Consider the following 24,670-nt stretch of genomic DNA (forward strand, 5'->3'; position numbering starts at 1 on the left):
TTTCTTCTTAATTAAGGGCACAATGGATATTAAAAGCTGAATCGGAGGTTTACCCCGTATCGGCGGCTGGTCGGCACGCCGCCGCCGTCGGTGCCGGCGTTATTGCCGGAAGTGGTGCTGACTTCAGGATCGTAATTCATATATTTGGGAAAGTTCGGAGCTTTATACCAGAGGTTTCGTCCGCTTATGGAGATGTATGCCGAGCCGAACGGTGATTTTTCCAGCCATTTAGACGGGATGCGGTATCCGAGCGAGACCTCGCGAAGCCGGAAAACCGTGGCATCGAAAACGGTGCCTTCTGCGATGCCTCCTGGTCCGAAGCCACTGCTAAAGAAGTAATCGATGACGGGGATAGCGGTATTATTGGGTATCTTGTTGCCGTTTTCATCGCGCAGGGGTTGCAGGGTGTTTACATCGCCCAGTACGCCCGGCCCGATATACAGCAGCTCCCTATCTTCGGTGTCCCGGGATACTCCACGGGCCATGGCCTCGCCGACGCCATCGGCATAGATCGCACCACCTTCTTTCCAGTCAAACAGTACATCCAGCGTGACTCCTTTATAGGACACGGTGTTACTGACACCTACCATAAATTTAGGTGCGGGATTGCCTATCGGCCCGCTTACGCCCGAAGATATGGGCTTGCCCGTTTGCGGGTTGACCAAGATGTTTCCTTCATCGTCTCGAGCATAGCGGCTACGGTATATCTGCCCATAAGGCTGTCCAGGGATGTGCACGTTATTGCCATACACGAGCTGTGCATATTCCCCAAGATCATCTACCATGTTATTGTTGTGGGTGAAGTTGGCGTTAATGTCCCAATTGAACCCGTCGCTATGGCGAAAGGGGGCTCCTGACAGCATGATCTCCACCCCACGGTTAGATGTTTGGCCCAAATTGATTATCCGGCTGGTGTAGCCGGTCGATGGTGGGGCATCTACGGTAAAAATTTGTTGCGTGCTTTGCTTATGGTAATAAGTCACATCCAGGCTGGCCCTGCGGTTGAAGAACTGCATTTCCGTACCAATCTCAAATTCAGTAATAAACTCAGGTTTGAGGTTGGCGTTGGTAAGCGAATTGGATAGGGTCAGGGTGCTCACATTGGACACTGTGCCATTCGAAAAGGGCGAGTCTATTCCACCGAATGATTGGTTGGCATTATACACATTCATGGTTAGGTAGGGAGACGCTTCATTGCCCACCCGTGTGTAGCCGATGCGCAATGTTCCAAAAGACAGGACATCGCTTTGTATTTTGAATGCATTGACATAGTTAAATGAAGCATTCGCACCACCGTAAAAGTAACTTCTGTTTTCTTTTGGCAGGGTAGAGGAGACGTCATTCCGTCCGACCAGATTGAGCGAAAGGAAATCTTTGTAATCAACGGTAATGTCTCCGAAAAACGCGTAATACCGTTGTTTGATGCGGGCACGGTTGTTGGGGAGCGAACCCAGCACAATGGTTGAGGTGTTGCTGATATCGTTGATGCCCCGCGTAATGATGTCGTTGCCATCGAATACCGAGCGGTTGGTCATCCGTTGGTTAATGTTGTTTCCGAAGATGGCCCGCACGGAATAGTCGGCCGCGAATGACTTGGTGACGGTGAGTAGCAGGGTGTTGTCCAATTCCTGCCGGTAAATGTTGTCTGCACTCATTGAGCCATTAGCGTATACGGAAGATCCTTTTCCTAATACGCTCAGCCGCCGGTCGGTATAGGCGTTGAATCCTACGGCGTTCTGAATGTTCAGCCAATCGAGTGGATCGTAGCCCAACACAAAATTGCCGTAATACCGGTCGACATTACTGGTGGAGGGGCTATTGGCGACCGACCAATAGGGGTTGTCAAGGCCGGCCCGTGCATAAACGTTATCCCCATTTGGTGTTTCATAGGGCAATCCGGTCAGATCATAGCTGGTGGGCAGGTAATAAAGGTTACTCATGACGTTTCCACTCCCCCCAATGGGCGGGGCTGTTTGATCCGTCATGACATAATTAATGGTACCGCTCGCGTAGAAATTATTATCCATGCGAACATTTCCGCCGATATTGATGGAGGTGCGGGTGATGCTATTGCCAGGGACGATACCTTCGTTTTTGGTACGGCTAAGGCCAGCGGTGAAGTTGCCTTTCTCACTGCCGCTGTTGATACTCAATGCGGTCTCCAGTACATTGCCGGTGCGGAAAAAAGCATCCTGTGCCTGTCCTGCATAAGAACGGTAGGGCACCTGCACCGGAGTGACGCCATCAGCCTCAAAAAACTCCGGAAAGTCGGCAGCCGATACCAGGCTGGCCAGCGGGTGGGGAATGGTGGCCCGGGAGCTATAAGCCGATCCCGAAGATCCGTATACGCCATCGCGGTAGTCGAAATTGGTGCCTTGGCCGTAAATTTGTTGATAATCGGGCAAACCTGCAATCTCTTCCAGTGAATAGGACGTGTTGAGGGTAATTTCCGTCCCCTTACGACTTCGCCTAGCCGATGCCTTAGTAGTGATGATGATAGCGCCATTGGCTGCCCGAGAGCCGTAAAGTGCGGCAGCCGCTGCACCCTTCAACACGGTGATGCTTTGAATATTGTTGGGGTCGATGTCGAATGCCCGGCTGGCTGTTGTTTGGTTACCTTGGGTATTACGCTCGCCTACACGGTCAAAGGTGGAGTTGTCAAACGGAATGCCATCTACCACGTAAAGCGGTTGGTTGTTGTTGCCTAGGGAGGAATTGCCGCGGATGGTAATGTTGGTCGATCCTCCGGCTACGCCGCCGCCGCCCTGAATGTTTACACCGGCGACCTTGCCAGTAAGGGCCCGTACGGGATCAGGTTCGTTTTTCTGAGCCAAAGCGTCCGCATTCACTGTAGACACGGCGTATCCCAACGTATTGGATTTGCGCTCGATGCCAGCAGCGGTAACCACCACTTCACTCAGTTCAAGCTGGTCAGGCTGTAGGCTTACATTGATCACATTGGATGTGCTCAGTGGTTCGTTGACGTCGGCGTATCCTACAAAGTGGAAGGTCAATGATGTTGCTGTTGGGGGCACCATAATCCGATACTGCCCGGTATTGTCTGTTGAGGTACCGGTGGTTGTACCGGTAACGGTCACCATCACGCCCGCCAGTGGCTCGCCGGTTTCGTCTGTCACCTTACCTGTGATGGGACGCTGCTGGCTTTTGGATGCATCGCTATTCTTGTAGATGATATAAAAATTGTCGCCGTTGTGTTTATAATGCAGACCGGTGCCCTCCAAAAGGAGATCCATCGATTCGGTAAAGCTCATCGCCTGGTATCTGCGTACCACCTCTGCCGCAACCCGGTGTTCAGGTAGTAATCCGCTCCGGTAGGCAATGGACACACCATGACGCCGCTCAAGTGACATGAGCGCCTCCCGTATGTCCGTCTCACCGTCGCTATCCATATGTCGCGGGCGGTTTCGGACTTCATGTCTTGCATTGTGCGACGCCAGCTGTGCCCACAGTGGGGTTCCGGCTAGCATTGCGATTAGCAGCAGGCCAAAAAATGGGGTAAAAATATTATGCATAATGCTCATTGATTTGGTTAGTTATTTAATGAATTGTTTCGTTTACCCAATAGTTTTCCCTTGACGTCCGGATACACGGACGACGCCTCACTGTAGTCAGTGAACAATCGTTTATCGTATTGATTGGAATGATAACCCGTGGCTGTACACCTTAGCGGGTTGTAAGAACGTATTGCCTTTCTTCTTCGGCCTCAACAATAGCCAATCCGTATAACGTAATAATGTGATCCAGTAGTTGCCTGTGATTGTCGATCACGGGTATTGAACCTGAAGCCTTTCGCTTCAATATACTTTCCTGTAAGACGGCCGTCCGTATATCGTATGTTTCTGCAAGTAATAGTTGAATTTCTGCGAACGATGTATTATCCAAAAGTATTTTACGGTCTTGCCATGCAAAATGCGCAACAGCCTTTTGGCTGACTTTTTTTGTTATTTCACCTGATGTAGAGTTACCGATATAAACCACATCATTTGGCTCCATCTCCACAATTTCCGCAGGCTTCCCTTTACGTGCATAATGCAACCTTATTTTACCGGTTTTTAACGCGATTTGTATTCCAGACGTACGTTTTTGAACGTTGAACTCGGTACCTACCACTTCTATGGACAATGTATCCGCGAGGTGTACGATAAATCGTTGCTTATCTAATTTCTTGGTCACTTTAAACGCCGCCTCGCCGTCAAGCCATATTTCTCTGTTCGTGGCTTTGTGATAAGAAATGGTGGAATTGCCGTTCAGCGTCACTTCGGAATCGTCTGGCAGCATCACTGATCTGATTTCTCCATATGCCGTCTGAAAGGTGGTTTGCCGCTGGCTATGTGGGTTGAGGATAGGAAGCGCAACGATGAATAACAGGACTGCTGCGACTGCATAGAGCCAAATCCGCTTTGGAAGCCGCTTGATCCTTGCTTCTTTGGTGCCAGACCGCGCGGTCTGGTGTTTGATTTGATGGAGTAGGTCTTTTTGCAGCGCGAGTCTGCGCTCGGTACTAAGACTGGCGGTATATGGTGACTCTGCCTTCGGCGTATCGTACCAGTCCATCAATCGTTGCTCTTCTGATGGCGTACATGTTCCGGTCAAGTATTTGTCGATTAATATTTCGAGTGTTTTGTTGTCCATTCCAGCCGTTCTTCAGTGTATATGTGTCAGATGGCGACAAAAACCTCTATATAAATTTTAATTTTTTTATAAAATTCTATTTTTCCGTTGATTTTATTTGATTTTGTAGCTGATTTTGTTGTTGTATTGTTGAAAACATGTTTTTTTTTGTTTGTTAGAAGTGCGGGCTATTTGTGTTTGGGTGTTTTGGTTTGCAGTTCCTGTTATATCACAAGCCAAAGCAATTCAATCGGATCCCACAATATACATATCAGCCAGGTTTTTATTTGTGTGGGTAGATAACCGAAATACTTTTTAAATGCCGCCGTGAAATGGGTGCCGTGTTTGTAACCCACACGTTGAGCTACCGACGCTACCTTTTCGTTTTCCTCCAGCAGCATTTTTTTTGCAAGCTGCATGCGGTGTGCGGTAAGGTAATGGAATACCGTGGTGCCAAGGACCTGTTTGAAGTGCTTTTTCAGTGTCGCGTCATTGGTCCCCACGCGATGAGCCAGGCTCAATAACGTGTGGTTGGCGGCTGGCTCGTTGTGAAGGATGTCCCTGACTTGGTATACACGATGTACTTCGTCGTCGCGCAGTGGCTGGTGGTGATAAACAGTATCCGACTCCCAACGTTGTTCCGCTTGCAAGAGGAGAAGCTCAATGATTTTCGCTTTTAGGTAATAAGTCTTGGAAAAATCCCGTCGTTTACAATAGATGATGTCAAAGACGAGTGCGCTTATCTCAGGGCTCAATGGCAGGCCTGCATCGCTCAAGGCCACCGGGTGCTGGCGGCTGATACTGCCGTTTAGCGCTGCAAAAGTGCGATGATGGAGCGGAAAATATTTCGTGAACAAATCAAGATGTAAATCGATGATAAGCAGTTCTTGCGGTTCTTGATAAGGCCACTCAATGACAACGGGGGTATTTGCTGTGACGAAATAAAGGTTGTGACCGTGGGCCGACACCTCTGACGATAAGGATTGGCGTACTGTGATTCGCGTATTTCCCTGAATACAGCATACTACCTTGACAACAGACTCACGATATTCCATGACCATTTTACCCGCGGCAGCGCCGCCGGAAATTGCTGGCGCCCTGCCGTGCAGGCAATAGAAGTTTGTGCCCCGAAATCCAGACCAAATGAAATGATCAATGTCCGGTTGTACATCGATAGACAACGGGTTACAGGGGGCGGTTGGGTGCATTTCTCCGTTTTGCGTTGCCGTATTTCCGTTTAAGGTCATTGTTATGTTGTTTAACCAGCTATTTTTGCGGCCAAATTACAAATTATTTAGACTATTTCTAAGTAAAATGACGAATATACGATGAATAGACTTTACACATCAATCTTACTGCTTGCCATGTATGCAAATGTACTGGCTTTGCATGCGCAAGAACATGTCACTATCCGGGGGCGAATAATAGATCAAGGAACGTCAAAACCGGTTATCGGTGCAACTGTTTCGATAAAGGAGAACGAGCGATCAGGCAGTTCCATCAGTGGTTCGGAAGGCGGGTTCACTATCCGGGCGCATGTAAACCAGACCATCGTCGTTACCAATGTAGGTTATTTGCCCGCGGAGTTAAAAGTGATAAATGAACAAGAACCTGTGCTGATCGCATTGGTTCCGGACAATAGGCAGCTATCGGAGGTGGTAGTCACCGGTGCACTGGGGCTTCAACGATCCGCACGCGAGTTGGGTACTTCGGCGCAGGTGGTTGACAATGAGCACCTCAATCAAGGACGGGTAATCAATCCGTTGTTGGCACTGGCAAGCAAAGTATCCAGCCTGCGCATCAATGCCAGTGATGCCACTTCCGGAAAAACAGATCCTTCCGTGCAAGTAAGGTTGCGGGGAACCCGTTCGTTTAACCGTGCGCAGAACGATCCCATATATGTCGTAGATGGCGTACCTATTCCTGACATTGGCCGGCTGAATCCTAATGACATCGAAAGCATCACGGTGTTAAAAGGCGCTAACGCTGCGGCGCTGTACGGTTCAGAAGGTGTGAACGGTGCCATCATGATCAACACCAAGGCCGGTAGCCGGGGAAGGGGCACCATACAGTTCAACAATGCAACCACGTTCTCAAACGTATTTCTTCTCCCACCCGCACAAACGGAATTTGGACAAGGTCAGAACGGCGTTTATTCGGCTACCACTGCCGAATCCTGGGGGCCGAGGTTCAACGGCGAAATGATGCCGTTTGGTCCCCCCATCAACGGTGTACAGCCCGAGATTCGTTATGCGGCGCCAGGCAGTGACAACCGGCTCGAATTTTTCGATACTGGCGTAACCACGCAAAACGATATTTCATTCTCCGGTGGAGATGAGCAATCGACCTATTACCTGTCTGTACAAGACGTACGCATCAAAGGGGTAATCCCTGGAGACCAGTCGGCTCGCACCGGAGCGCGTTTCAATGGGGCGCGTAATTTCGGCAAACTGAAGACAGCGTATTCTGTCAATTATATTTATTTCGACCGGAATACTACTCCTGATGGGCCGTGGCTCTCGGTCTATACCCAGCCGGCTAACCTGGACTATAGCGAGTATCGCAACTGGGAAGACCCCAATTCGCCCGCCCACCCGTTGAATTGGTACAATACTGTCTCATCGACTAAAAATCCATTTTTCATGGCCGACAATACACGTAATACAGCCAAACAGCAGACACTCAACGGCCGAATCGAATTGGATTATCAATTTACGGATTGGTTTAAAGCGATTTACCGGCTTGGGTATTACAATACCAACGAAGACACCCGTGCGATGACAGGCAAATTGGCATCGCCCATTGGTGCGCGTAATGTAAATGGCTCGGTAGAGGACGGAGCCAATACATTCAGACGGCTGAACAACGACTTAATACTCAACTTCAATAAGCAGTTTGGCGATTTTAGCACCAATCTCTTACTCGGTCAGAATGTGCGGATGGACGAAACCAAAGCCATCGGTGTAGGAGCGTCCAATCTGTTGCTGGAAGATCTGTTTAATCCGGGCAGCCGTATAGGGGAGCTTTCGGGAAGTTCGCGGATTGAACAGTACCGTTCCTTAGGCACGTATGGGGAGCTGACCGGCGGATACCGAAATTATCTCTTTTTGACCTTGACCGGCCGCTATGATCAAGTATCGGTATTAAGCAAAGACAACAGGGGGTATTTTTATCCCGGTATCAGCACCTCGTTCGTGTTTACGGATGCCATCCCGAGCTTGAAAGATCATCGGGTAGTCAACTACGGTAAAATCTATGCATCGTTCAACCGTACCGGAAACGTGACGTTGTCGCCTTATAGTCTCAATAACCCGTATAGCCAATCCGGCGGATTCCCATACGGTTCGCTTGTCGGTTTCTTGCCGTCCTTGACCAACCCGAATCCGAATATAGAACCGGAATTTGTGACGTCTTATGAAGCAGGGTTTCAGTTGGCCTTGTTTAACAACCGCTTGAATATCGATGCTGCGTACGTCTATTCGGATTCAGATGGGCAGATTTTTACGGCACTCTCGTCAAGCGCAACAGGATATAATAATTCCATCGTGAATGCCGGCCGCTTGACGAATAGCATCATTGAACTGTCGCTCAACGGGGATGTCGTTCGAAATAATAGCCTGAGATGGAACCTTGGTTTTAACTTCTCGTATACCGACAATCAGGTGAAGGAGCTATATTCGGGCAACGAATTCCGGATTTTCCGTCAGTCTTATGCGATTATCGGGCAGCAATACCCGACGCTGAAGGTAAGCGACTATGCGAGGGATCCGCAAGGACGGATTATCGTCGACGAAAATGGCAATACCAGTACGCTGGATGACAATACGGTGCTGGGCACCATGGTGCCTCCTTACCTGATGGGATTGAACTCAACGGTGACTTATAAAGGCTTCCAACTGGGCTTGCAGTTCGACGCCCGTATGGGCGGATGGATTTATTCAGAAGTGGTGCCGCGTATGTATACCGCCGGTACACACCCCGCTACCGTAGCGTATGGGCGACAGCCATTCATCATGCCCAATACCGTGATAGACAATGGCGATGGGACGTACAGCCCCAACACGTCGGTGGAGTCGAGGGGGGATAAGGCATTTTGGCAGTCGCAGGGTAATGTGCAAATAAATACCGCCGCGAAGGGCGATTACTTAAAGCTTCGGGAACTGAATTTATCGTACACGTTACCCAAATCCTGGCTGTCCAACCAACGGGTTATCAGCGCGGCAAGCATCGGTTTTATCGCAAACAATTTGTTTATCATCCGGCATAGTTCCAATACATTGGGCGATGCCGAGTCCTTATATAACCAGACCGACGGTTACTTGAGCTTTCGCCAAATCCCGCCGTCACGTACGTATGGATTTAATGTGAATGTGACCTTCTAATGAGTTTTTTAATATTCAAAAGTAAACGATTACAATGAAACATATTTTTAGAGTAGCTGTTTTTTCAGGGCTGTCTATCCTGGCCGCTTCCTGCGACAGTTTTCTGGACGTCAATGTGAATCCGAATGCGCCGGTTAATGAAAACCTCACCTTGGCTTCGAAACTTCCTGCGGCCCTTAATAGCACGGCCACGCAGGAGGTGTTGCAGCTCAATCAATTAGGTGCATTCTGGGGTGGGTATTGGGGCACAACAAGTGAGGCACTCGCGTCGTTTAATGACATTAAGTACTACGACGGGATAGGAATCCGTGGGTCCAGGGATGGCATCCAGATTTGGGAGAATACCTACAACATTTTGTTGTATTATAAATTAATAAAGGATCAGGCAGAAACGGAACAAGCAGGGTTTTACGCAGGAATCTCCAAAATCATGATGGGATGGCATTTTATGCGGCTTGTGGATATTTATAACAATGTGCCCTTCGACGAGGCTTTACAGGGCACCAATATGCCACAGCCGACCTACCAATCCGGCCAGGAGGTGTATCAAAAGTCGATCGACTTGATCACCGAAGGTATCCTAGACATCAAATCTGCATCGGTGGCACCGGCCAGTGACGATATTTTCTTCGCCGGAAACCGAACACTTTGGGCGAAATTTGGAAATACTGTCAAGTTGCGCGCACTGTTGCAGCAATCGGAGGTCTCTTCCCAAAGCGGTTACATATCGGCCGAAATTCAAAAGATCATACAAGAAGGGTCCGGTTTCCTGGGCATTGGCGAAAACGCCTATTGCAACCCCGGTTACTTAAACACGGCCGGCAAAATGAACCCATTTTATGAGACATATTACCGTAACGCGGGTGGCGCAACGGTAGCCAACCATACGAATATTCGGCCTACCGAATACCTCATCGAGAAGTACCAAGCATTGAATGATCCCCGTTTGGACCAGCTTTATTTAACAGCCAGCGGATCATATAAAGGTGTACGGTTTGGCAACCCGGTAGCGGCAGACGAATATAACGCAGACAATACTTCAGCATTGAAAGGGCCGGTCGAAAACGGTAACCAGCCTGCTGGTTTGTTGAAAAGCTTCAACCAATCTACGGTGATCCTCTCTTCTTTCGAAAGCCTGTTTCTGCAAGCTGAAGCTGCTGAGCGCGGTTGGATTGATGGTGCTGCCGCCACGTTTTATCGTCAGGCCGTTGCGGAGTCGTTTGCCTATATCGGACTTAGCGGTTCGGAAGCTGAAACGTATACCGCGCAACCGGCTGTTGCATTGGGCGAGGCAGGTAACAGGATAGCACGGATCATCGAGCAAAAATGGCTGGCCATAAACAGCATCAATAGCTTCCAAGCCTGGAACGATTTCAGAAGATTGGGATTGCCCGATTTTCCTAATTCCGAAAGTGCGCCGTCGGCTGACGCGAGGCCCTTGCGGCTGATGTATCCCGAAACCGAACTCCAGACAAACAGGGACGAGGTAAACCGGCAAGGGGGCGACAACATTACGAGCGATCGTGTGTGGTGGGATATTGATTAACGCTTTACCGGCATAAACTATGGAACACACGTTGCCCGTTCGGGTGGTGTGTTTTTTTTATGATTTGGGCGCGATAAATTTGTACCTTTATCGCTCCTATATTAGACAGCTGTATACTGTGCGACAACGATTCGCTCTATATAAACCATACTATTTAAGTACACTGGCGTTGGCCGGTCCAGTAATGATCTCGCAACTGGGGCACATGATGGTGCAGACAGCCGACAGCATTGTCGTCGGGCATTTTGCCGGTACCATACCGCTTGCCGCTGTATCTTTGGTGCACAGCGTGTTTATGATCGTCATGGTTGTTGGCCTCGGTATCGCCTATGGGCTCACACCGTTGATAGCACAGGAAAATGGTCGGAAGCACTATGAAGAATGCGGAGTCCTGCTTTCCAATAGTTTGTGGATTAATACCTTGTCTGGCATCTTGTTGTTTTGTTTGGTGTATTTCGGCTCCATGGCTGTCATCGATCACCTCGATCAAGATCCCGCAGTGGTCCGCGAAGCGAAGCCTTATCTGTTTATCCTCGGTCTGTCCGTTGTGCCGATGATGGTATTTAGTACGTTCAAGCAATTTGCGGAAGGATTGGGATTCACCAGGCAAGCGATGAACATCACGATATGGGGGAATGTATTGAATATACTGTTGGCAATTATTCTGGTGAAAGGAATGTTCGGTTTTGCTCCCATGGGCGTGAGGGGTGTAGGCTATGCGACGCTGACTGACCGGTGCTTGATGGCGCTTGTGATGGGATTTTATGTGTTCCGATCGGTTAATTTCAAGCGCTATTTAAAGCGATTTGACGTCTGGCGCATTGGCTTCCACAGGTGTATAGCCATCCTGCGTATCGGTGCACCAGTAGCGCTGCAATACGTATTTGAAGTGGGGGCTTTTGCGGCTGCGGCGGTAATCGCTGGAACAATAGGAGCCAATGAGCAGGCGGCACATCAAGTGGCAATCACCATGGCGGCCACCACCTATATGATGGCGAGCGGCATTGCTGCCGCAGCAACCATCAAGACGGGCAATAGTTATGGAAAATACAATATCCCGCGGTTGAAGCGATTTGCGCTGTCCAGCTATCTTATCGTTCTGGCATTCATGGGCTTTGCAGCTGTGGTGTTTGTGGTATTCAACCGGTATCTCCCATGGATTTTTACCAGCGACCTCGTAGTTATTGGCATCGCCGCCCAGCTATTGATTATCGCGGGATTGTTCCAGCTGTTTGATGGTACGCAGGTAGTCGGGCTGGGCATTCTGCGTGGCATGGGCGATGTCAATATCCCCACGCTGATAACTTTCGTGGCCTACTGGGTGATAGGGTTACCCTGCGCCTACGTGCTGGGTATCTCCCTTGGTTTTGGTGTGAAGGGGATATGGTACGGGCTTACGCTCGGCCTGTTTACCTCTTCGGTATTGCTGTATCTACGGTATCGCCGGGTAGTGTTTAAATCTCCCGATTTACATCCCAGTTTTCGAGGTAATCCGCAACGCGTTTAACAAACCGCCCGCCGAGCGCACCATCCACCACGCGGTGGTCATAAGACAATGAGAGGTACATCATATGCCGTATCCCGATCATGTCGCCGTACGCCGTTTCGATGACCGCAGGTTTTTTTGTGATGGTGCCCACGGCCAATATGGCTACTTGCGGTTGGTTAATGATAGGCGTCCCCATGATATTGCCGAAAGCGCCGATGTTGGTTAGGGTGAATGTGCCGTCTTGGGTATCGTCCGGTTTCAGCCGGTTGGCTCGAGCGCGGTTTGCCAGGTCGTTTACGGCTTTGCTAAGGCCGACCAAACTGAGCTGATCGGCATTTTTGATGACCGGAACAATCAGGTTACCTGAAGGCAATGCGGCGGCCATCCCGATGTTGATATGACGTTTTTTGATGATTTGTGTCCCGTTTACCGAAACGTTGACCATGGGAAAATCCTTTAGGGCCTTGCTTACGGCTTCGATAAAGATAGGCGTAAAAGTGATTTTTTCACCTTCACGCTTTTCGTACGCATCCTTTACCTTATTTCTCCAATTGACCAGATTGGTCACATCAGCCTCCACAAATGAGCATACATGCGGTGAGGTTTGCACACTCCTGACCATGTGGTCAGCGATTAATCGGCGCATGCGATCCATTTCGATGATTTCGTCCTGTGGAGATAGGACGAGGGTTGGTTCTTGGTGATGCCAATCCTGCTTGCTGGTAGGAAGCGGATCGGGGATAACCGTTTGCGTCTGTGCTGAAACGTCTGACACCTGGGTTTTGCGTTCGTTTTGTGCCTGATGCCGCGCCGCCTTTTTGGTTTCCAAATAGTTCAATACATCTTGTTTAGTCACCCTGCCCTCATTGCCCGTGCCAACGATCTTGTCCAGCTCTTCACTGGTAATGCCCTCTTCAGCAGCGATGTTTTTGACGAGTGGTGAGTAGAAGCGCGAATCAGGCGCCTGGGTATGTGGCTGGCGCTCCGGTTCTGCCAACTGCGCAATGCCCGGGATATCATGAGCGGTATGTTCCTCGGTAGTTGTTTCGAGGGGCTGTTCGGCAGGCCGGTCAGTGGTATCACTGTTTTCGTCCGCTACTTCAATAATGGCTACAACATCGCCTACCTGGGCAACCGTATTTTCGGCAAAGCGTTGTTCTTTAAGTATCCCCGCCACGGGCGATGGTACGTCCGAATCTACTTTGTCCGTGGCAATTTCCAATACCGGCTCATCTTCCTCGACGTGATCACCGGGATGCTTTAACCATTTTATTACGGTTGCTTCCGATACGCTTTCACCCATGCGGGGGAGTTGTAAATTGAATGTTGCCATAAGCTAATTTTATCTGTTTCACGCCGGCGCTATTCGGATGGGATAGCTTGCCTGCTTTGTGACACTGCACCTCCTGCCAATCCGGCCCAAGTTACATAAATAATCGAATAAAAATAAAAGAACGGAATTTTATTTCGCTAAATTGTGTTTTTCCGCAATTAAAAAGTTGTCTCGTAGCCTATTTATGCTCAGCGTTCAATATTTGCCAAAGCATAAACAAAGCCGCCATCGACGACCGATCGATGTTAATGGCGCGGTCATGACCAAAAAGATAGCCATGTGCGGCCACTTGGGTTTTTCCAGCTACGGCTATCCAAACCAGGCCCACTGGTTTTTCCGGTGTGCCCCCATCCGGCCCGGCAATACCACTGACGGCAATGGCGTAGTCTACCTTAAAATTCCGCTGTGCGCCCAACGCCATCTCACGCACGGTTTGTTCACTTACTGCCCCATGACTGTCGAGCGTCTCTTGTTTGACATCCAAAAGCTTCATTTTCATGGCGTTTGAATAAGTCACCGCGCTTCCTTCAAACATAGAGCTGCTTCCCGGGAGCGCGGTGATAAGCTTGGCGATGTTGCCACCCGTACAGCTTTCAGCGGTTGCCAGGAGCAGTCCGCGCTGCTGCATGAAATCGCGGATCAATTGTTCGAGCGAAGTATCTTCACCAGCCAGGAAATGTATGCCAATGCGTTGCTTTATTTGCTGCACAATCGTCGTGGTTTCCGCTTTTAAGGCGTTTAAGTCACCTCCGGTAGCTGACAGCCTGAGCCGTACAATACCTGGTTTGGGTAAGTAGGCGAGGTGAATATGGTGCGGTAAGGCGGCTTCGATATCGGCAATTTTTTCGGCCAGATACGACTCACCGATGCCTCCGGTGAGTATGGTATGGTGCCACAATGGTTTTCTGTCCTCAAACTGCTTGAGCCGTGGGATTACCCGCTCGAGCATGATATGCTTCATTTCAAACGGTACGCCTGGCATAATGATATACGTTTTGCCCTTGTGCGATACCCACATGCCCGGAGCGGTGCCCATTTCATTGAACAACACATCACATTTATCCAGCACGTCGGCCTGCCTGCGGTTTATTTCAAGCATTGGTCGCGCACTACGCGCGAAAATTGATTCGACATGCGCAAGGACTTTGGCATCACGGCGGAGGCCGCAGTCAAAATATGCGGCAAGCGTTTGCTTCGTGACATCATCTTTGGTGGGACCCAATCCGCCAGTGACCAAGACGACATCGGCCCGTCCGGACGCCAGCGTAAGCGCGACAATGATGTCTGCCGGATAATCAGCTACGGAGCTGACCTGCTTGACATGGATGCCTATCGCGTTCAGTTGTTGGGCTATCCATGCCGAATTCGTATCGATAATTTGACCGATAAGGATTTCGTCGCCGATGGTAATGATTTCTACTTGCATACGGTTAGAAACTACCAAAAGAGTCGTTTCGTTTGGTTAATTTTAAATCTTGTAAGATGGATGCTTTTGCCCGGATGGTGACGTTGTAGCTTTGAAACCGCCCGAAGGGTACCCAGCCGAACGACATATCCCAGCAATGGAGGTCGCGGTAAATACTAAAACGGGTCAAGGAGATTTCTTTTTGCCTGAAATCATATCCCGAATTGAATTGAACCTTCCATTTAGGCGTAAGGCTGAAATCGCCATGTAAATTCAGCGTGGCGGTGACGGTAGACCGTGTACCCGGATTGGAATATTGAAAGCTGAATGAGCCAGCAAGGTTCCAGGGGATGTTGAAATCAACAAACGCATTGGGGTCCGAACTGATTCTCGCCAGTGCCTGTTGCTGCTCAGGGGTCATATTTGCTTTCTGGTTGTCCAATGAATCAAGGCCACGCTGCCGGCTGTCATTGGCTTTGGGGTTAAAGCTATAGTCAAACGATAGTCCGAAATTCGTGAGCCGGGCAAGCTGGCCTTCTGTAATAGCAAAGCGGTTTACGCGTCTTCCCATGCCTTGGTCAAAATGATAAGGGTCAAATGTGCCATTGAAATTGAGGTTGATTTTTTGGTTGAACAACGCCGTACGTCCGGAAAAATTGATGTTTGACAGGTTAAACGAATCGGCCACGAAATTATAGTTGCCGCTGAAAGTAAGCCCTTGCAGGATAGGAATTTTCTTGACCCCACCATTGGTGGTATCCTTACTGCTCAGGATTTTTGCCTCGATATTATTGTCGACGGAAAAACCGATACCCATCGAACGTCCGCTGCCCGGCGAACCGTACCGGCTACCCTGAAAAATCGAATATAAGGTTTCCCTGCCCTGCGCATCAGTAAACCGCCGGTAAAACCCATACATCGGATTAGAAAAGTCGGGGCGGTAATTGAGGTTGACCGATGGCGTGATGACATGCCGCATGGCCTGTATCTTGCCAATTTTGGGGTACATCCCGTAAATCTTGGTGGAAAGTCCCGAAGAAACCGAATAATCGTACGACCGTTCGAACCCATTAACGGTATCCCGCAATTCGACATAACCGTTAGGGGTGTTGTCCAATCGTCTTCTATACGTTTGCATATGCCAGCTTTCGTTATAGTTGACACTGGTATTGAACTGGAAAAATTTCAAGACGTTCAGTGACAAACTGATGGGGATACTGTGTTGAAAGCCGCTTTGAAATTGACTTAATGTTTCTTTACTGAATAACCCTGATTCTTGCGCATTCAACACGTTATCCCCTCGCAGAGAATAGCTGACATTGATGCGTTGATACCATTTCTGTTCGCCCACCCGATCTTTTGAATCAAAGGGATTGAACGAGCTTACGCTCAACGCAAAGGTTGGCAGGTCCAAGGAGACGGTTTGCGCCGTCATATCTTGAGAATGCCGCATGCTGGCCGTGAAGTTTACTTTTCCATCAGCGAATGTTTTTCCATAACTGATGCTGGAGTTCATTGAATTCCGGGTGAGCTCTTGATAGTTGTATGAAGCATTAGCCGCTGTATTGTGTGCGTAAGAGCTCGTTCCAAACATGACATTAGCACTGAAGGTCGTTCCGGGATTCGCTTCCTGCAATTGAGTATGATTCCATGTAACCCTAAAGTCATTTCTCGTTTGGTATTGGGCGGTACCTTCCACACCGCTTTTCGTATTCGCATAGTTAAGGTTGAATCCGCCGTTGTACTTGTAATTAACGCGGTAGCGAGTAAGTATGGCGGCTTCGTATGAGCCTTTTGAATACAACGTTCCACGGATTTCACTGTCCCAATAATCATTCAGAGCCAGGTACCAACCGATATCGCGCATAAAAAAGCCCCTATTGAATTCCTCGCCGAATGTGGGGAATAGGAAGCCCGAAGCTCGTTTATTCGGCTTGGGGAAAAAGCCAAACGGGATGGTGATAAACCGTAGTGGTATTCCTTCCATCACCAGATATGCCGGTCCGGAAATAATTTGGTTTTCCGTAACCACACCTTTACTAATCTGGATACCAAAATGGGTGTGGGGTTCGGGCAGGTTACAGGTGCTATACATGCCATGATAGAGCGACATTTCATTGTATTGATTTTTGCGTACCCTGCTGGCCTGAATGAATCCACCTTCTACTTCGGTGAAAATACCGAACGTTATGCCATTCCCTGTATCAAAATTATATCGCAATGAATCGACGGCCTTAGGTGTTTCGTTGGGGAAAATGACGATCGGTCTGCCAACATATTTATTATTATGGTCGTTCCGCCCGCTGGCAAATACTTCATTTTCAGCCTGGTTTACACGGATGTAATCTGCGGCAAGCTCAAAACCTTCATATTTGACTTTAGCATCGCCATACAAATAAATAATATTCGTTCTCAAATCAGTAATCTGGGAGTCGGCAGCTACGATGCTTACAACCGCTTTTAACCCATCCTGGGTATTGATTTGGACGGTATCTTGTCTATTGAGTGTGTCTGCGGCAAGACTGTCTGGGCGAAGAGCATCGGTGGTATCGACCGGCAAAATCGGCCGCTGCAGCGAATCAAGTCTGGTGCTATCCTGTTTGGAGCGTTCTTGACCATGTACGGATACGGTCAAAACTACCGTTAATAAAAAAGACGAAAAAAAAACAGCAACAGCCTTCAAATTTGACAACGAATATTATTTTTGCAATAAATCGGAATTGCGCACAAAATTAATTAAAAATAGTTAGGATTCTGGTGTATTACATCGATATGATAAAACATCCCACAAAGCAAGTTCTTTATTTCATTTCCCTGTTTATATTTATTCCAACGATTTCTTTTGCAAATAAGTATCAGGATACCGCATATACCGTTAGAACCATCGTATTGGATGCCGGGCATGGCGGGGACAAACCCGGAGCTCGCGGTGCAACATCGCTGGAGAAAAACATTGCTTTGCAAGTTGCATTGAAGTTAGGCAAGGCTATTGAATCTGAGATTCCCGGAGTGAAGGTACATTACACACGAACAACCGATGTTGATGTCGAGTTGTACAAGCGTATCGAGTTTGCCAACGCAAAAAAAGCAGACCTCTTTATTTCCATCCATTGCAACGCTGCGCCTGCCCGGCGGGTAAGGATGCGCAATAGCAAAGGGAAATATTATTATACGACCGTTCAGAATAAACAAATCAGAGGTACCGAAACGTTCGTGTCGGGATTTGGCAGGCTGGATGAACAGGAAGTTGCATTGCGGGAAAATGCGGATATTTTGCTGGAGGAAAATTATGAAGAGAATTATCAGGGGTTTGATCCGAACGATCCCGAAAGTTTTATCGTATTTTCGCTGATGAAGAATCAATTCCGCGAACAAAGTATTCGGCTCGCCTCATTCATCCAACAACAATATGTCAAATCAGGAAGGGAAGACAGGGGAGTACAAGAATTGAGTTTGGCCGTATTGGCGCGGGCGGGTATGCCTGCGGTATTGACCGAAATTGGTTTTATCAGTAATCCGGACGAGGAAACCTACATGAAGTCGGAAAGTGGGCAGGCGGAAATTGTGAAAAACTTGCTGGAGGCAATTAAAGCCTACAAGCGGCAGGTGGAACATTGAACGTGCAGCATAAACAATACAACGTTTAGGTTGTTAAGTGGTGGTTAGGGCCGCGATCGGTGGCCGGTGAGCGGCGGCTGGTAATCGGTGGGCCGTGGTCAGTCATTGTGTAAGAACTAAATTGGAAAATCTTGAAGATTGCAAACGAAACCAAAGTAGGTATACTGGCTGTGGTAGCCATAGCCATCCTCGTTCTGGGCTACAGTTTTTTGCGGGGCAACGATGTCTTTAGTCGTGAAAATACGTTTTACGCAACATACGAACGGGTAGATGGGTTGACCGCATCCAAGCCTATCCTTGTAAATGGGTACCAAATAGGGCGCGTATCCGCCATGCAGTTGCAGGCAGATGGTAGAATTAAAACCGAATTTAAAGTCAGGCGGGATTATGCCATTCCGGTAAACACTGTTGCGCGCCTTGCGAGCACCGACTTGTTGGGAAGTAAAGCCATCGTTTTTGAACTGGGCGACAGCCCGGAATACGCCAAAGACGGCGATAAGTTGGAAGCGGGTTTACAAAAGAACATCATGGAGCAGGTTGAGCCTATCCAAAAGAAAGCTGAGGATATTGTTGCGGTATTGGATTCGGTATTGAGTTCAATTAATAATACCATCAACAAGGATTTTCAACGAGATTTTAACCGGAGTATAAACAGCATCGCCAATTCGCTTCAAAACCTTGAGGGAATTACCGGGCAGTTGGACGGTCTGGTGGTTTCTGAGCGAAATCGCATCAGCCGAATCGTCGCCAACGTCGAATCCATTACGGGTAATCTGAAGGACAATAACGAGCGCATCGGGCATGTACTGGCCAATCTCGACAGCATAACTGATCAAGTGGCTAAAGCTGACTTCGCGCAGACCATTGTCAGTGCAAATCGAGCAATGGCCGATTTTCAGTCGATCACTGATCGGATAAACCAAGGCGAGGGGTCTATTGGTATGTTGCTTAATGACGAACAGCTGTACAACAATCTTAATCAAGCTTCGAAAAATCTGGAGGAATTAATAGCCGATATGAAAGCGCGGCCGGGGAGGTATGTGCATTTTTCAGTATTTGGACGCAAGAACGATTAATGGCCACTGCGAGGCTGTTAGCACGCTGAAAACGAGCCGGTTGTGTTTAAAAATAAAAAAGTTTGTCATTTTAAAGAATAAGCCTTACTTTTGCAGTCCAAATAAAAATCCTATGCGGAAGTGGCGTAATTGGTAGCCGCACCAGACTTAGGATCTGGCGCCGAAAGGCGTGGGGGTTCGAGTCCCTTCTTCCGCACTTGAATCCTCCCGAAGATATCGGGATCCTCCCGAAAACATCGGGGGGATTTTTTATATATGCGATAAACGCTTAAAATTGAGTATGAACATTTCACACGAAAACATCGACGAAATCAATGCTGTCATCACCGTAGACCTTACTCCCGAGGACTACAATCCGCAAGTAGACAAAGCTATTAAGGAACAGGCCAAAAAAGCCAAGCTGCCAGGATTCCGGCCGGGGATGGTACCGGTATCCCACATCCGGCGGACGTACGGCAAAGCGCTCTTGTTTGATGAAGTGAATCGGTTGGTCAGCGACAAAATTAACCAATATATCAGCGATAATAAATTGGAGATTCTTGGTCAGCCGCTGCCCAAAGAAGATGATAAAAATGATTATAACTGGGATTTTCAAGATACGTTTTCCTTTCACTACGAGATAGGGTTAGCGCCGCAGTTTGAAGTTCCCTTCAACGAAAAGACCACGTTTACGGAATATGTCGTAAAGGCCGACGAAGAGACGCTTGAATCGCGCATCAAGAATCTGCGCCGTAGCTATGGCAAGATGACCAACCCCGATATAGCTGAAGACGGAGATGTGCTGTATGCCGAGTTGAAGCAAGTAGACTCTGAAGGGAAAGAAATAGAAGGGGGTGTTGTCAATACCGCTTCTGTACGAACCGATTTGGTTGACGATAAAAAAATTAAGAAATCCCTCGTGGGATTGAAGAAAGATGATGAGGTGACCATCGATCTGAAAAAAGCTTTTAAATCGACAGCGGATATCGCCCGCATGCTCGGCGTAAAGGAAGAGGATGTTGAGGCATTAACGACCAGTACATTCAAGCTGACGGTTAAAAATATAAATCGTCTGGAAGAAGCGGAATTGACGGAAGATTTCTACAACAAACTGTTTGGTGAAGGAACGGTTAAATCCGAAGCCGAGTTCAGGGAGAAAGTGAAGGAAGAAGTAGAAAGTATGTTGGTGCAGAACGCCACACAAAAATTGCAGAACGATATGTACCTGAAGGGGTTGGAATCTGTCAAGGTAGATTTTCCGGAAGCATTCCTGAAAAGGTGGCTGAAAGCCACTAATCCGGAGATCAAGGATGACGAATTGGAGGAAGGGTTTGCCGATTTTCTGAAAAACCTAAAATGGACGCTTATCGAAAACCGCATCATTACCCAAAACGGACTGGAAGTCAAATACGAGGAGGTCTTGGCACTCGCAAAGGAGCGTATCGCTGCGCAGGTCAAAATGTATAGCCCCGGACAGGAAGCCACTGACCAGCAATTGTCCCAATATGCCGTGCAATTACTTGGCGACAAAGAGCAGGCAAACCGGCTATTTGATGAGGTAAAAGCGCTTAAAGTATTTGATCATCTTCGCGGAGTGGTCAAATTAGAGAAGAAGGAAATCGAGTACAACAAGTTTTTGGAGCTTTAAGTAACCGAGATTCTCGGCTAACGCATTTAGAAAGGGGCTGTATCAAACTACAGCCCCTTTTTTTGAGATTTTTTTTATTTTTCCACGGCAACGAATTTCGCCAGTGGCGCCATTCTTGCACGGAAGAGCTGGAGCGTGTCGTTCTGGAGGTGGTAGCTGTCGGTCATCTCCAACACCCGTTTTAAGCCATTTTCCACCTCCATGTTTTCGCAAGCCATCATGGTGCCGATGAGCTGGGAAAATTTAATCCGGTTGGGCTCGGCCAATTCATACGTTCCGCCCAAACCATTACAGCCACCGTTGGCCTCCAATCTATTGTTTTCTTGATTTAACCGGATGTAAGGCTCCTTTTGTGTCGTGCCAGCGTCGACCGCAGTGCCATCCAGTTCAATCAGTTTCCAATATCTCCCAATCACGGTATCTGTTAGTTTGGTCAGTATATAATGGGCTGCCAGATTGCCCGTAATACGGTTGCCATCCCTATCAAGATGAAACAGGCGGTTTTCGCCTACTTGGAATTTTTCGTTCCGTTCGTCCAGCGTAATCCGGCTCCCGCTTTCATCCCAACTGAATGACCCCGATTCCCTAAACACGGAATCGCCTTTTTCAAGGTATTGTGTTTTCAATAGATAGGAATTGTCCGTTTTCAACGTTAGTGTGTAATCAATCCCCGGACAATCTGCGCACGGCAATGTGCCGTGATAGGTGCCGCTCCAATCCACCGCGTTGCGGCTATTATGTGCGGCATCTGGCGGCTGGGTGGCGGTTGTCTTTTTCATTTGGCATGAACCGGCCACGACTGCGGCTATGACCATGCAACCAATAGCCCACGTAGAATTTGTAATAGGTTTCATAAGCGCTTGTTTAGAAAAATAAAAGCATAAAGTATACCAAAAGACTTATCGACCGGATATTTTAGCAACCAACAACTTCACGCCTTCGATGCATGCGACGCACGAGACAGACACCGCTGCGGTCAGCCACAAGGCTTCAGCAGGCAGGGCTGCGGTTTTAAATATCGGCTGCAAGACTGGCGCATACACCAACAACAGCTGCAACCCCACTGAAAAAAGAATGGTCATAATCAGGAACGGATTTCGAAAAAGGGGAAGCCGGAACAACGAGGTGTTTAAGCTTCTAACGATCAATGCATTTCCCAACTGCACGAAGCTTAACATGGAGAATACCATTGTCTGCTGCAATACGGTTTCATACCCCTTATTCGTCGCCGCAAATTGCAGCACAAAGGCTCCAATAGCCATCAGGCAGCCAGTGAGCACTATCCGTGGAATCAGTCTTCCTGCAAAAAGATTTTCGTCCGGCCGCCGCGGCGGCCGTCGCATGGCATCGTTTTCTGCGGGTTCTGAGGCGAGGGCCAAGCCAGGCAAGCCATCCGTTACGAGGTTTATCCAAAGGATATGAATAGGCAATAGCGGGATCGCCAGTCCCAGAATCGGGGCAAAAAAGATGACGAGAATCTCGCCCAAGTTGCATGACAGTACATATAGGATGAATCGCCGGATATTGTCATAAATGCGGCGCCCTTCCTTAATGGCTTTCACGATGGTCGCGAAGTTGTCGTCGAGCAGAATCATGTCTGCCGTTTCCTTGGAGACATCCGTTCCGGTTATGCCCATGGCTACACCGATATTTGCTTGTTTCAAAGAAGGTGCGTCGTTCACGCCGTCTCCGGTCATGGCCACAAACTCGCCGTTCTGTTGTAGGGCCTTCACTATCTTTAACTTCTGCTCGGGCGATACCCGCGCATAAACAGCCGTATGCTTTGCCGTGTCTTTCAATTCATCGTCCGACATTTTATTGAGTTCGGCCCCGGTAAGCGCTTTTTCATGGTCGGAAGTGATAAGCTTCAAACGCTCGGCAATGGCAACCGCAGTCAGCGGCTGGTCACCCGTGATCATCACTGGCTTGATACCTGCGGTAGTGCACAGTTGGATGGCCTCCACCACCTCTTCCCGCGGCGGGTCAATCATGCCTGCCATACCCAGAAAATCCAAATCCGTTTCCAGTGACGGCGTTAATTGTTCCGGCTGTTTATCCAGCCATTTATAGCCAAAAAAGAGCACTCTTAGTCCTTCGCGGGCCCATTCGCGGTTGGTGTCAAGCCATTCTTCTTTTTTTTCGGTAAAGCCGGCAGCCAATGTATCAGCGATTTGACCTGGCGCACCTTTCACAAGCAAAAGGTATTTGCCGTCAAATTGATGGAGCGAGCTCATGCGCATGCGCTCCGAGTCGAAAGGCACTTTACCTACAATAGGATAGTCGGTCTCCGCTTGCTGCTTGTCGATTCCCTTTTCAAGCGCATAAGCGACCAGTGCGATTTCTGTAGCGTCGCCCAATGGTTTTCCGCTTTCATCAAACCGGATTTCGTTGTTCAAAAAAAATGCATTCAGGAGTAGCGATTCCTTTTCTTCCGGACACCATACGCGCTCGACCGTCATTTTATTCTTGGTAAGTGTTCCGGTCTTATCGCTGCAGATATAGGTTACCGATCCAAGCGTTTCCACAGCTGGCAGCCGTCTGATGAGCGCCTGCTGTTTGACCATCCGGGCGGCACCGTTGGCCAAGGCGATGGTGATGACTGCGGGGAGGGCTTCAGGCAGCGCCGCCACGGCGAGTGACAATGCCGTGAGAAATATGGTCAACACCTCTTCGCCACGGTATAAGCCATGAGCAAATATCGCTGCACAGATAAACAGCACGACAACGACCAATTGCTTGCTGAACTTTCGGAGCCGGCGTTGCAACGGGGTTTGCTCGGCTCCGCCTTCCAGCAGGGAAGCTATTTTGCCCATTTCCGTGGCCATGCCGATTTCGGTCACCACCATCTTTGCCGATCCATTGCTGACAACAGTCCCTTTGAAAACCATATTCAGCCGGTCGCCGGGCAATAATTCTGCCCCTGTAATCGGGGCGGTATGTTTTTCCACAGCGTGGCTTTCCCCGGTGAGCATGGCCTCGTCTACTTTGAGAGCACTGATTTCCAGTAGCCGTCCATCTGCAGGAACGATATCACCGGCGTCAAGCAGCACGACGTCGCCTGGAACCAATTGACTTGCTTCGATCTCCGCTGGTGCGCCGCCTCGGACGACCGTGGTTTGCTGCGCCGCCATTTGTTGCAGTTTTTGGATGGATGCTTCTGCCCGGCTTTCCTGAATATATCCGATAATGGCATTGCCCAGGATAATGCCGAGGATAACATACGCATCAGTATGTTCGCCTACAAAAAAGGAAATAGCCGCAGCTACAGCAAGGATGCCAATCATCACATCCATAAATTGGGAAACAAAAATCACAATTTTTGATTTTTGCCTGCCGCCTTTCAACTTGTTGAAGCCGTGGTGTTCTCGCCGTGCGGAAACATCTTCTTGGTGTAATCCGTCCGGAGAAGAACCCAAATCTTCCAATGCTTGTTTAGCAGTTTGTTGATGCCAATGTGAGGCCATATCATGAGATAACAGGTGTTTTAAGATAGCTATTTATACTAATCGTAACGGTAAGCTTCGAATTATGTTTGTTTCGTGGATAATTGGTATCTTGTTTG

14 protein-coding genes and 1 tRNA gene are annotated in these 24,670 nt (G+C 48.6%); 7 read left to right on the forward strand and 8 right to left on the reverse strand.

Features of this window, described 5'->3' with window-relative positions; genetic code table 11:
- Positions 1–29 precede the first annotated feature (29 nt).
- From B5X72_RS04200 to B5X72_RS04210, 3 genes are all read right to left on the reverse strand, one after another.
- Complete coding sequence (locus B5X72_RS04200; protein WP_245826821.1) at positions 30–3,410, reverse strand: SusC/RagA family TonB-linked outer membrane protein; 3,381 nt, start codon at positions 3,408–3,410, stop codon at positions 30–32.
- A gap of 274 nt (positions 3,411–3,684) precedes the next feature.
- Positions 3,685–4,653 carry a FecR family protein gene (locus B5X72_RS04205; RefSeq protein ID WP_079715591.1) on the reverse strand — a complete coding sequence of 323 codons (969 nt, stop codon included), beginning with the start codon at positions 4,651–4,653 and terminating at the stop codon, positions 3,685–3,687.
- A gap of 203 nt (positions 4,654–4,856) precedes the next feature.
- Positions 4,857–5,879 (reverse strand): helix-turn-helix transcriptional regulator, encoded by a 1,023-nt coding sequence (locus B5X72_RS04210; RefSeq protein ID WP_079715592.1) that lies wholly within the window; start codon positions 5,877–5,879, stop codon positions 4,857–4,859.
- 81 nt (positions 5,880–5,960) lie between these two features.
- Between B5X72_RS04210 and B5X72_RS04215 the strand changes: the two genes are divergently transcribed.
- The 3 genes from B5X72_RS04215 (at position 5,961) to B5X72_RS04225 (ending at position 12,067) form a co-directional block, all read left to right on the forward strand.
- Positions 5,961–9,014, forward strand: a complete 3,054-nt coding sequence (locus B5X72_RS04215) for a SusC/RagA family TonB-linked outer membrane protein (protein WP_079715593.1) — start codon at positions 5,961–5,963, stop codon at positions 9,012–9,014.
- Between the two features lie 34 nt (positions 9,015–9,048).
- Positions 9,049–10,560 (forward strand): SusD/RagB family nutrient-binding outer membrane lipoprotein, encoded by a 1,512-nt coding sequence (locus tag B5X72_RS04220; protein WP_079715594.1) that lies wholly within the window; start codon positions 9,049–9,051, stop codon positions 10,558–10,560.
- 205 nt (positions 10,561–10,765) lie between these two features.
- The gene (locus B5X72_RS04225) at positions 10,766–12,067 is read left to right on the forward strand and encodes an MATE family efflux transporter (protein ID WP_245826823.1); all 1,302 of its coding nucleotides are present in this window, start codon (positions 10,766–10,768) and stop codon (positions 12,065–12,067) included.
- Here the strand turns inward: B5X72_RS04225 and B5X72_RS04230 are convergent.
- From B5X72_RS04230 to B5X72_RS04240, 3 genes are all read right to left on the reverse strand, one after another.
- On the reverse strand, positions 12,015–13,382 hold the full coding sequence (locus B5X72_RS04230) for a dihydrolipoamide acetyltransferase family protein (RefSeq protein WP_079715596.1): 1,368 nt from the start codon (positions 13,380–13,382) through the stop codon (positions 12,015–12,017). The genes B5X72_RS04225 and B5X72_RS04230 overlap by 53 nt on opposite strands.
- Before the next feature lie 178 nt (positions 13,383–13,560).
- The gene (locus B5X72_RS04235; RefSeq protein WP_079715597.1) at positions 13,561–14,808 is read right to left on the reverse strand and encodes a competence/damage-inducible protein A; all 1,248 of its coding nucleotides are present in this window, start codon (positions 14,806–14,808) and stop codon (positions 13,561–13,563) included.
- A gap of 4 nt (positions 14,809–14,812) precedes the next feature.
- Positions 14,813–17,422: a putative LPS assembly protein LptD gene (locus B5X72_RS04240; protein ID WP_079716002.1), complete on the reverse strand. Its 2,610-nt coding sequence runs from the start codon at positions 17,420–17,422 to the stop codon at positions 14,813–14,815.
- A gap of 137 nt (positions 17,423–17,559) precedes the next feature.
- On the opposite strand from B5X72_RS04240, the gene B5X72_RS04245 reads away from it, so the two are divergent.
- The 4 genes from B5X72_RS04245 to tig all read left to right on the forward strand — a co-directional run bounded on the left by B5X72_RS04245 (position 17,560) and on the right by tig (position 21,108).
- Positions 17,560–18,405: an N-acetylmuramoyl-L-alanine amidase family protein gene (locus B5X72_RS04245; protein ID WP_079716003.1), complete on the forward strand. Its 846-nt coding sequence runs from the start codon at positions 17,560–17,562 to the stop codon at positions 18,403–18,405.
- 131 nt (positions 18,406–18,536) lie between these two features.
- A complete protein-coding gene (locus tag B5X72_RS04250; protein ID WP_079715598.1) occupies positions 18,537–19,481 on the forward strand; it encodes an MlaD family protein in 945 nt (314 codons plus the stop codon).
- Between the two features lie 114 nt (positions 19,482–19,595).
- Positions 19,596–19,677: transfer RNA gene (locus B5X72_RS04255), tRNA-Leu, on the forward strand.
- An 84-nt stretch (positions 19,678–19,761) separates the two neighbouring features.
- Entirely contained in the window at positions 19,762–21,108 is a 1,347-nt protein-coding gene (tig, locus tag B5X72_RS04260) for a trigger factor (protein WP_079715599.1), read from the forward strand.
- A gap of 74 nt (positions 21,109–21,182) precedes the next feature.
- Here the strand turns inward: tig and B5X72_RS04265 are convergent, their stop codons facing one another.
- Both B5X72_RS04265 and B5X72_RS04270 read right to left on the reverse strand, forming a co-directional pair.
- Entirely contained in the window at positions 21,183–21,962 is a 780-nt protein-coding gene (locus tag B5X72_RS04265) for a copper resistance protein NlpE N-terminal domain-containing protein (protein ID WP_079715600.1), read from the reverse strand.
- A gap of 45 nt (positions 21,963–22,007) precedes the next feature.
- Positions 22,008–24,572, reverse strand: coding sequence for a cation-translocating P-type ATPase (locus tag B5X72_RS04270; RefSeq protein WP_079715601.1), 2,565 nt, complete (start codon positions 24,570–24,572; stop codon positions 22,008–22,010).
- Positions 24,573–24,670 lie beyond the last annotated feature (98 nt).

This window comes from Parapedobacter luteus (assembly GCF_900168055.1).
Taxonomy (GTDB): Bacteria; Bacteroidota; Bacteroidia; order Sphingobacteriales; family Sphingobacteriaceae; genus Parapedobacter; species Parapedobacter luteus.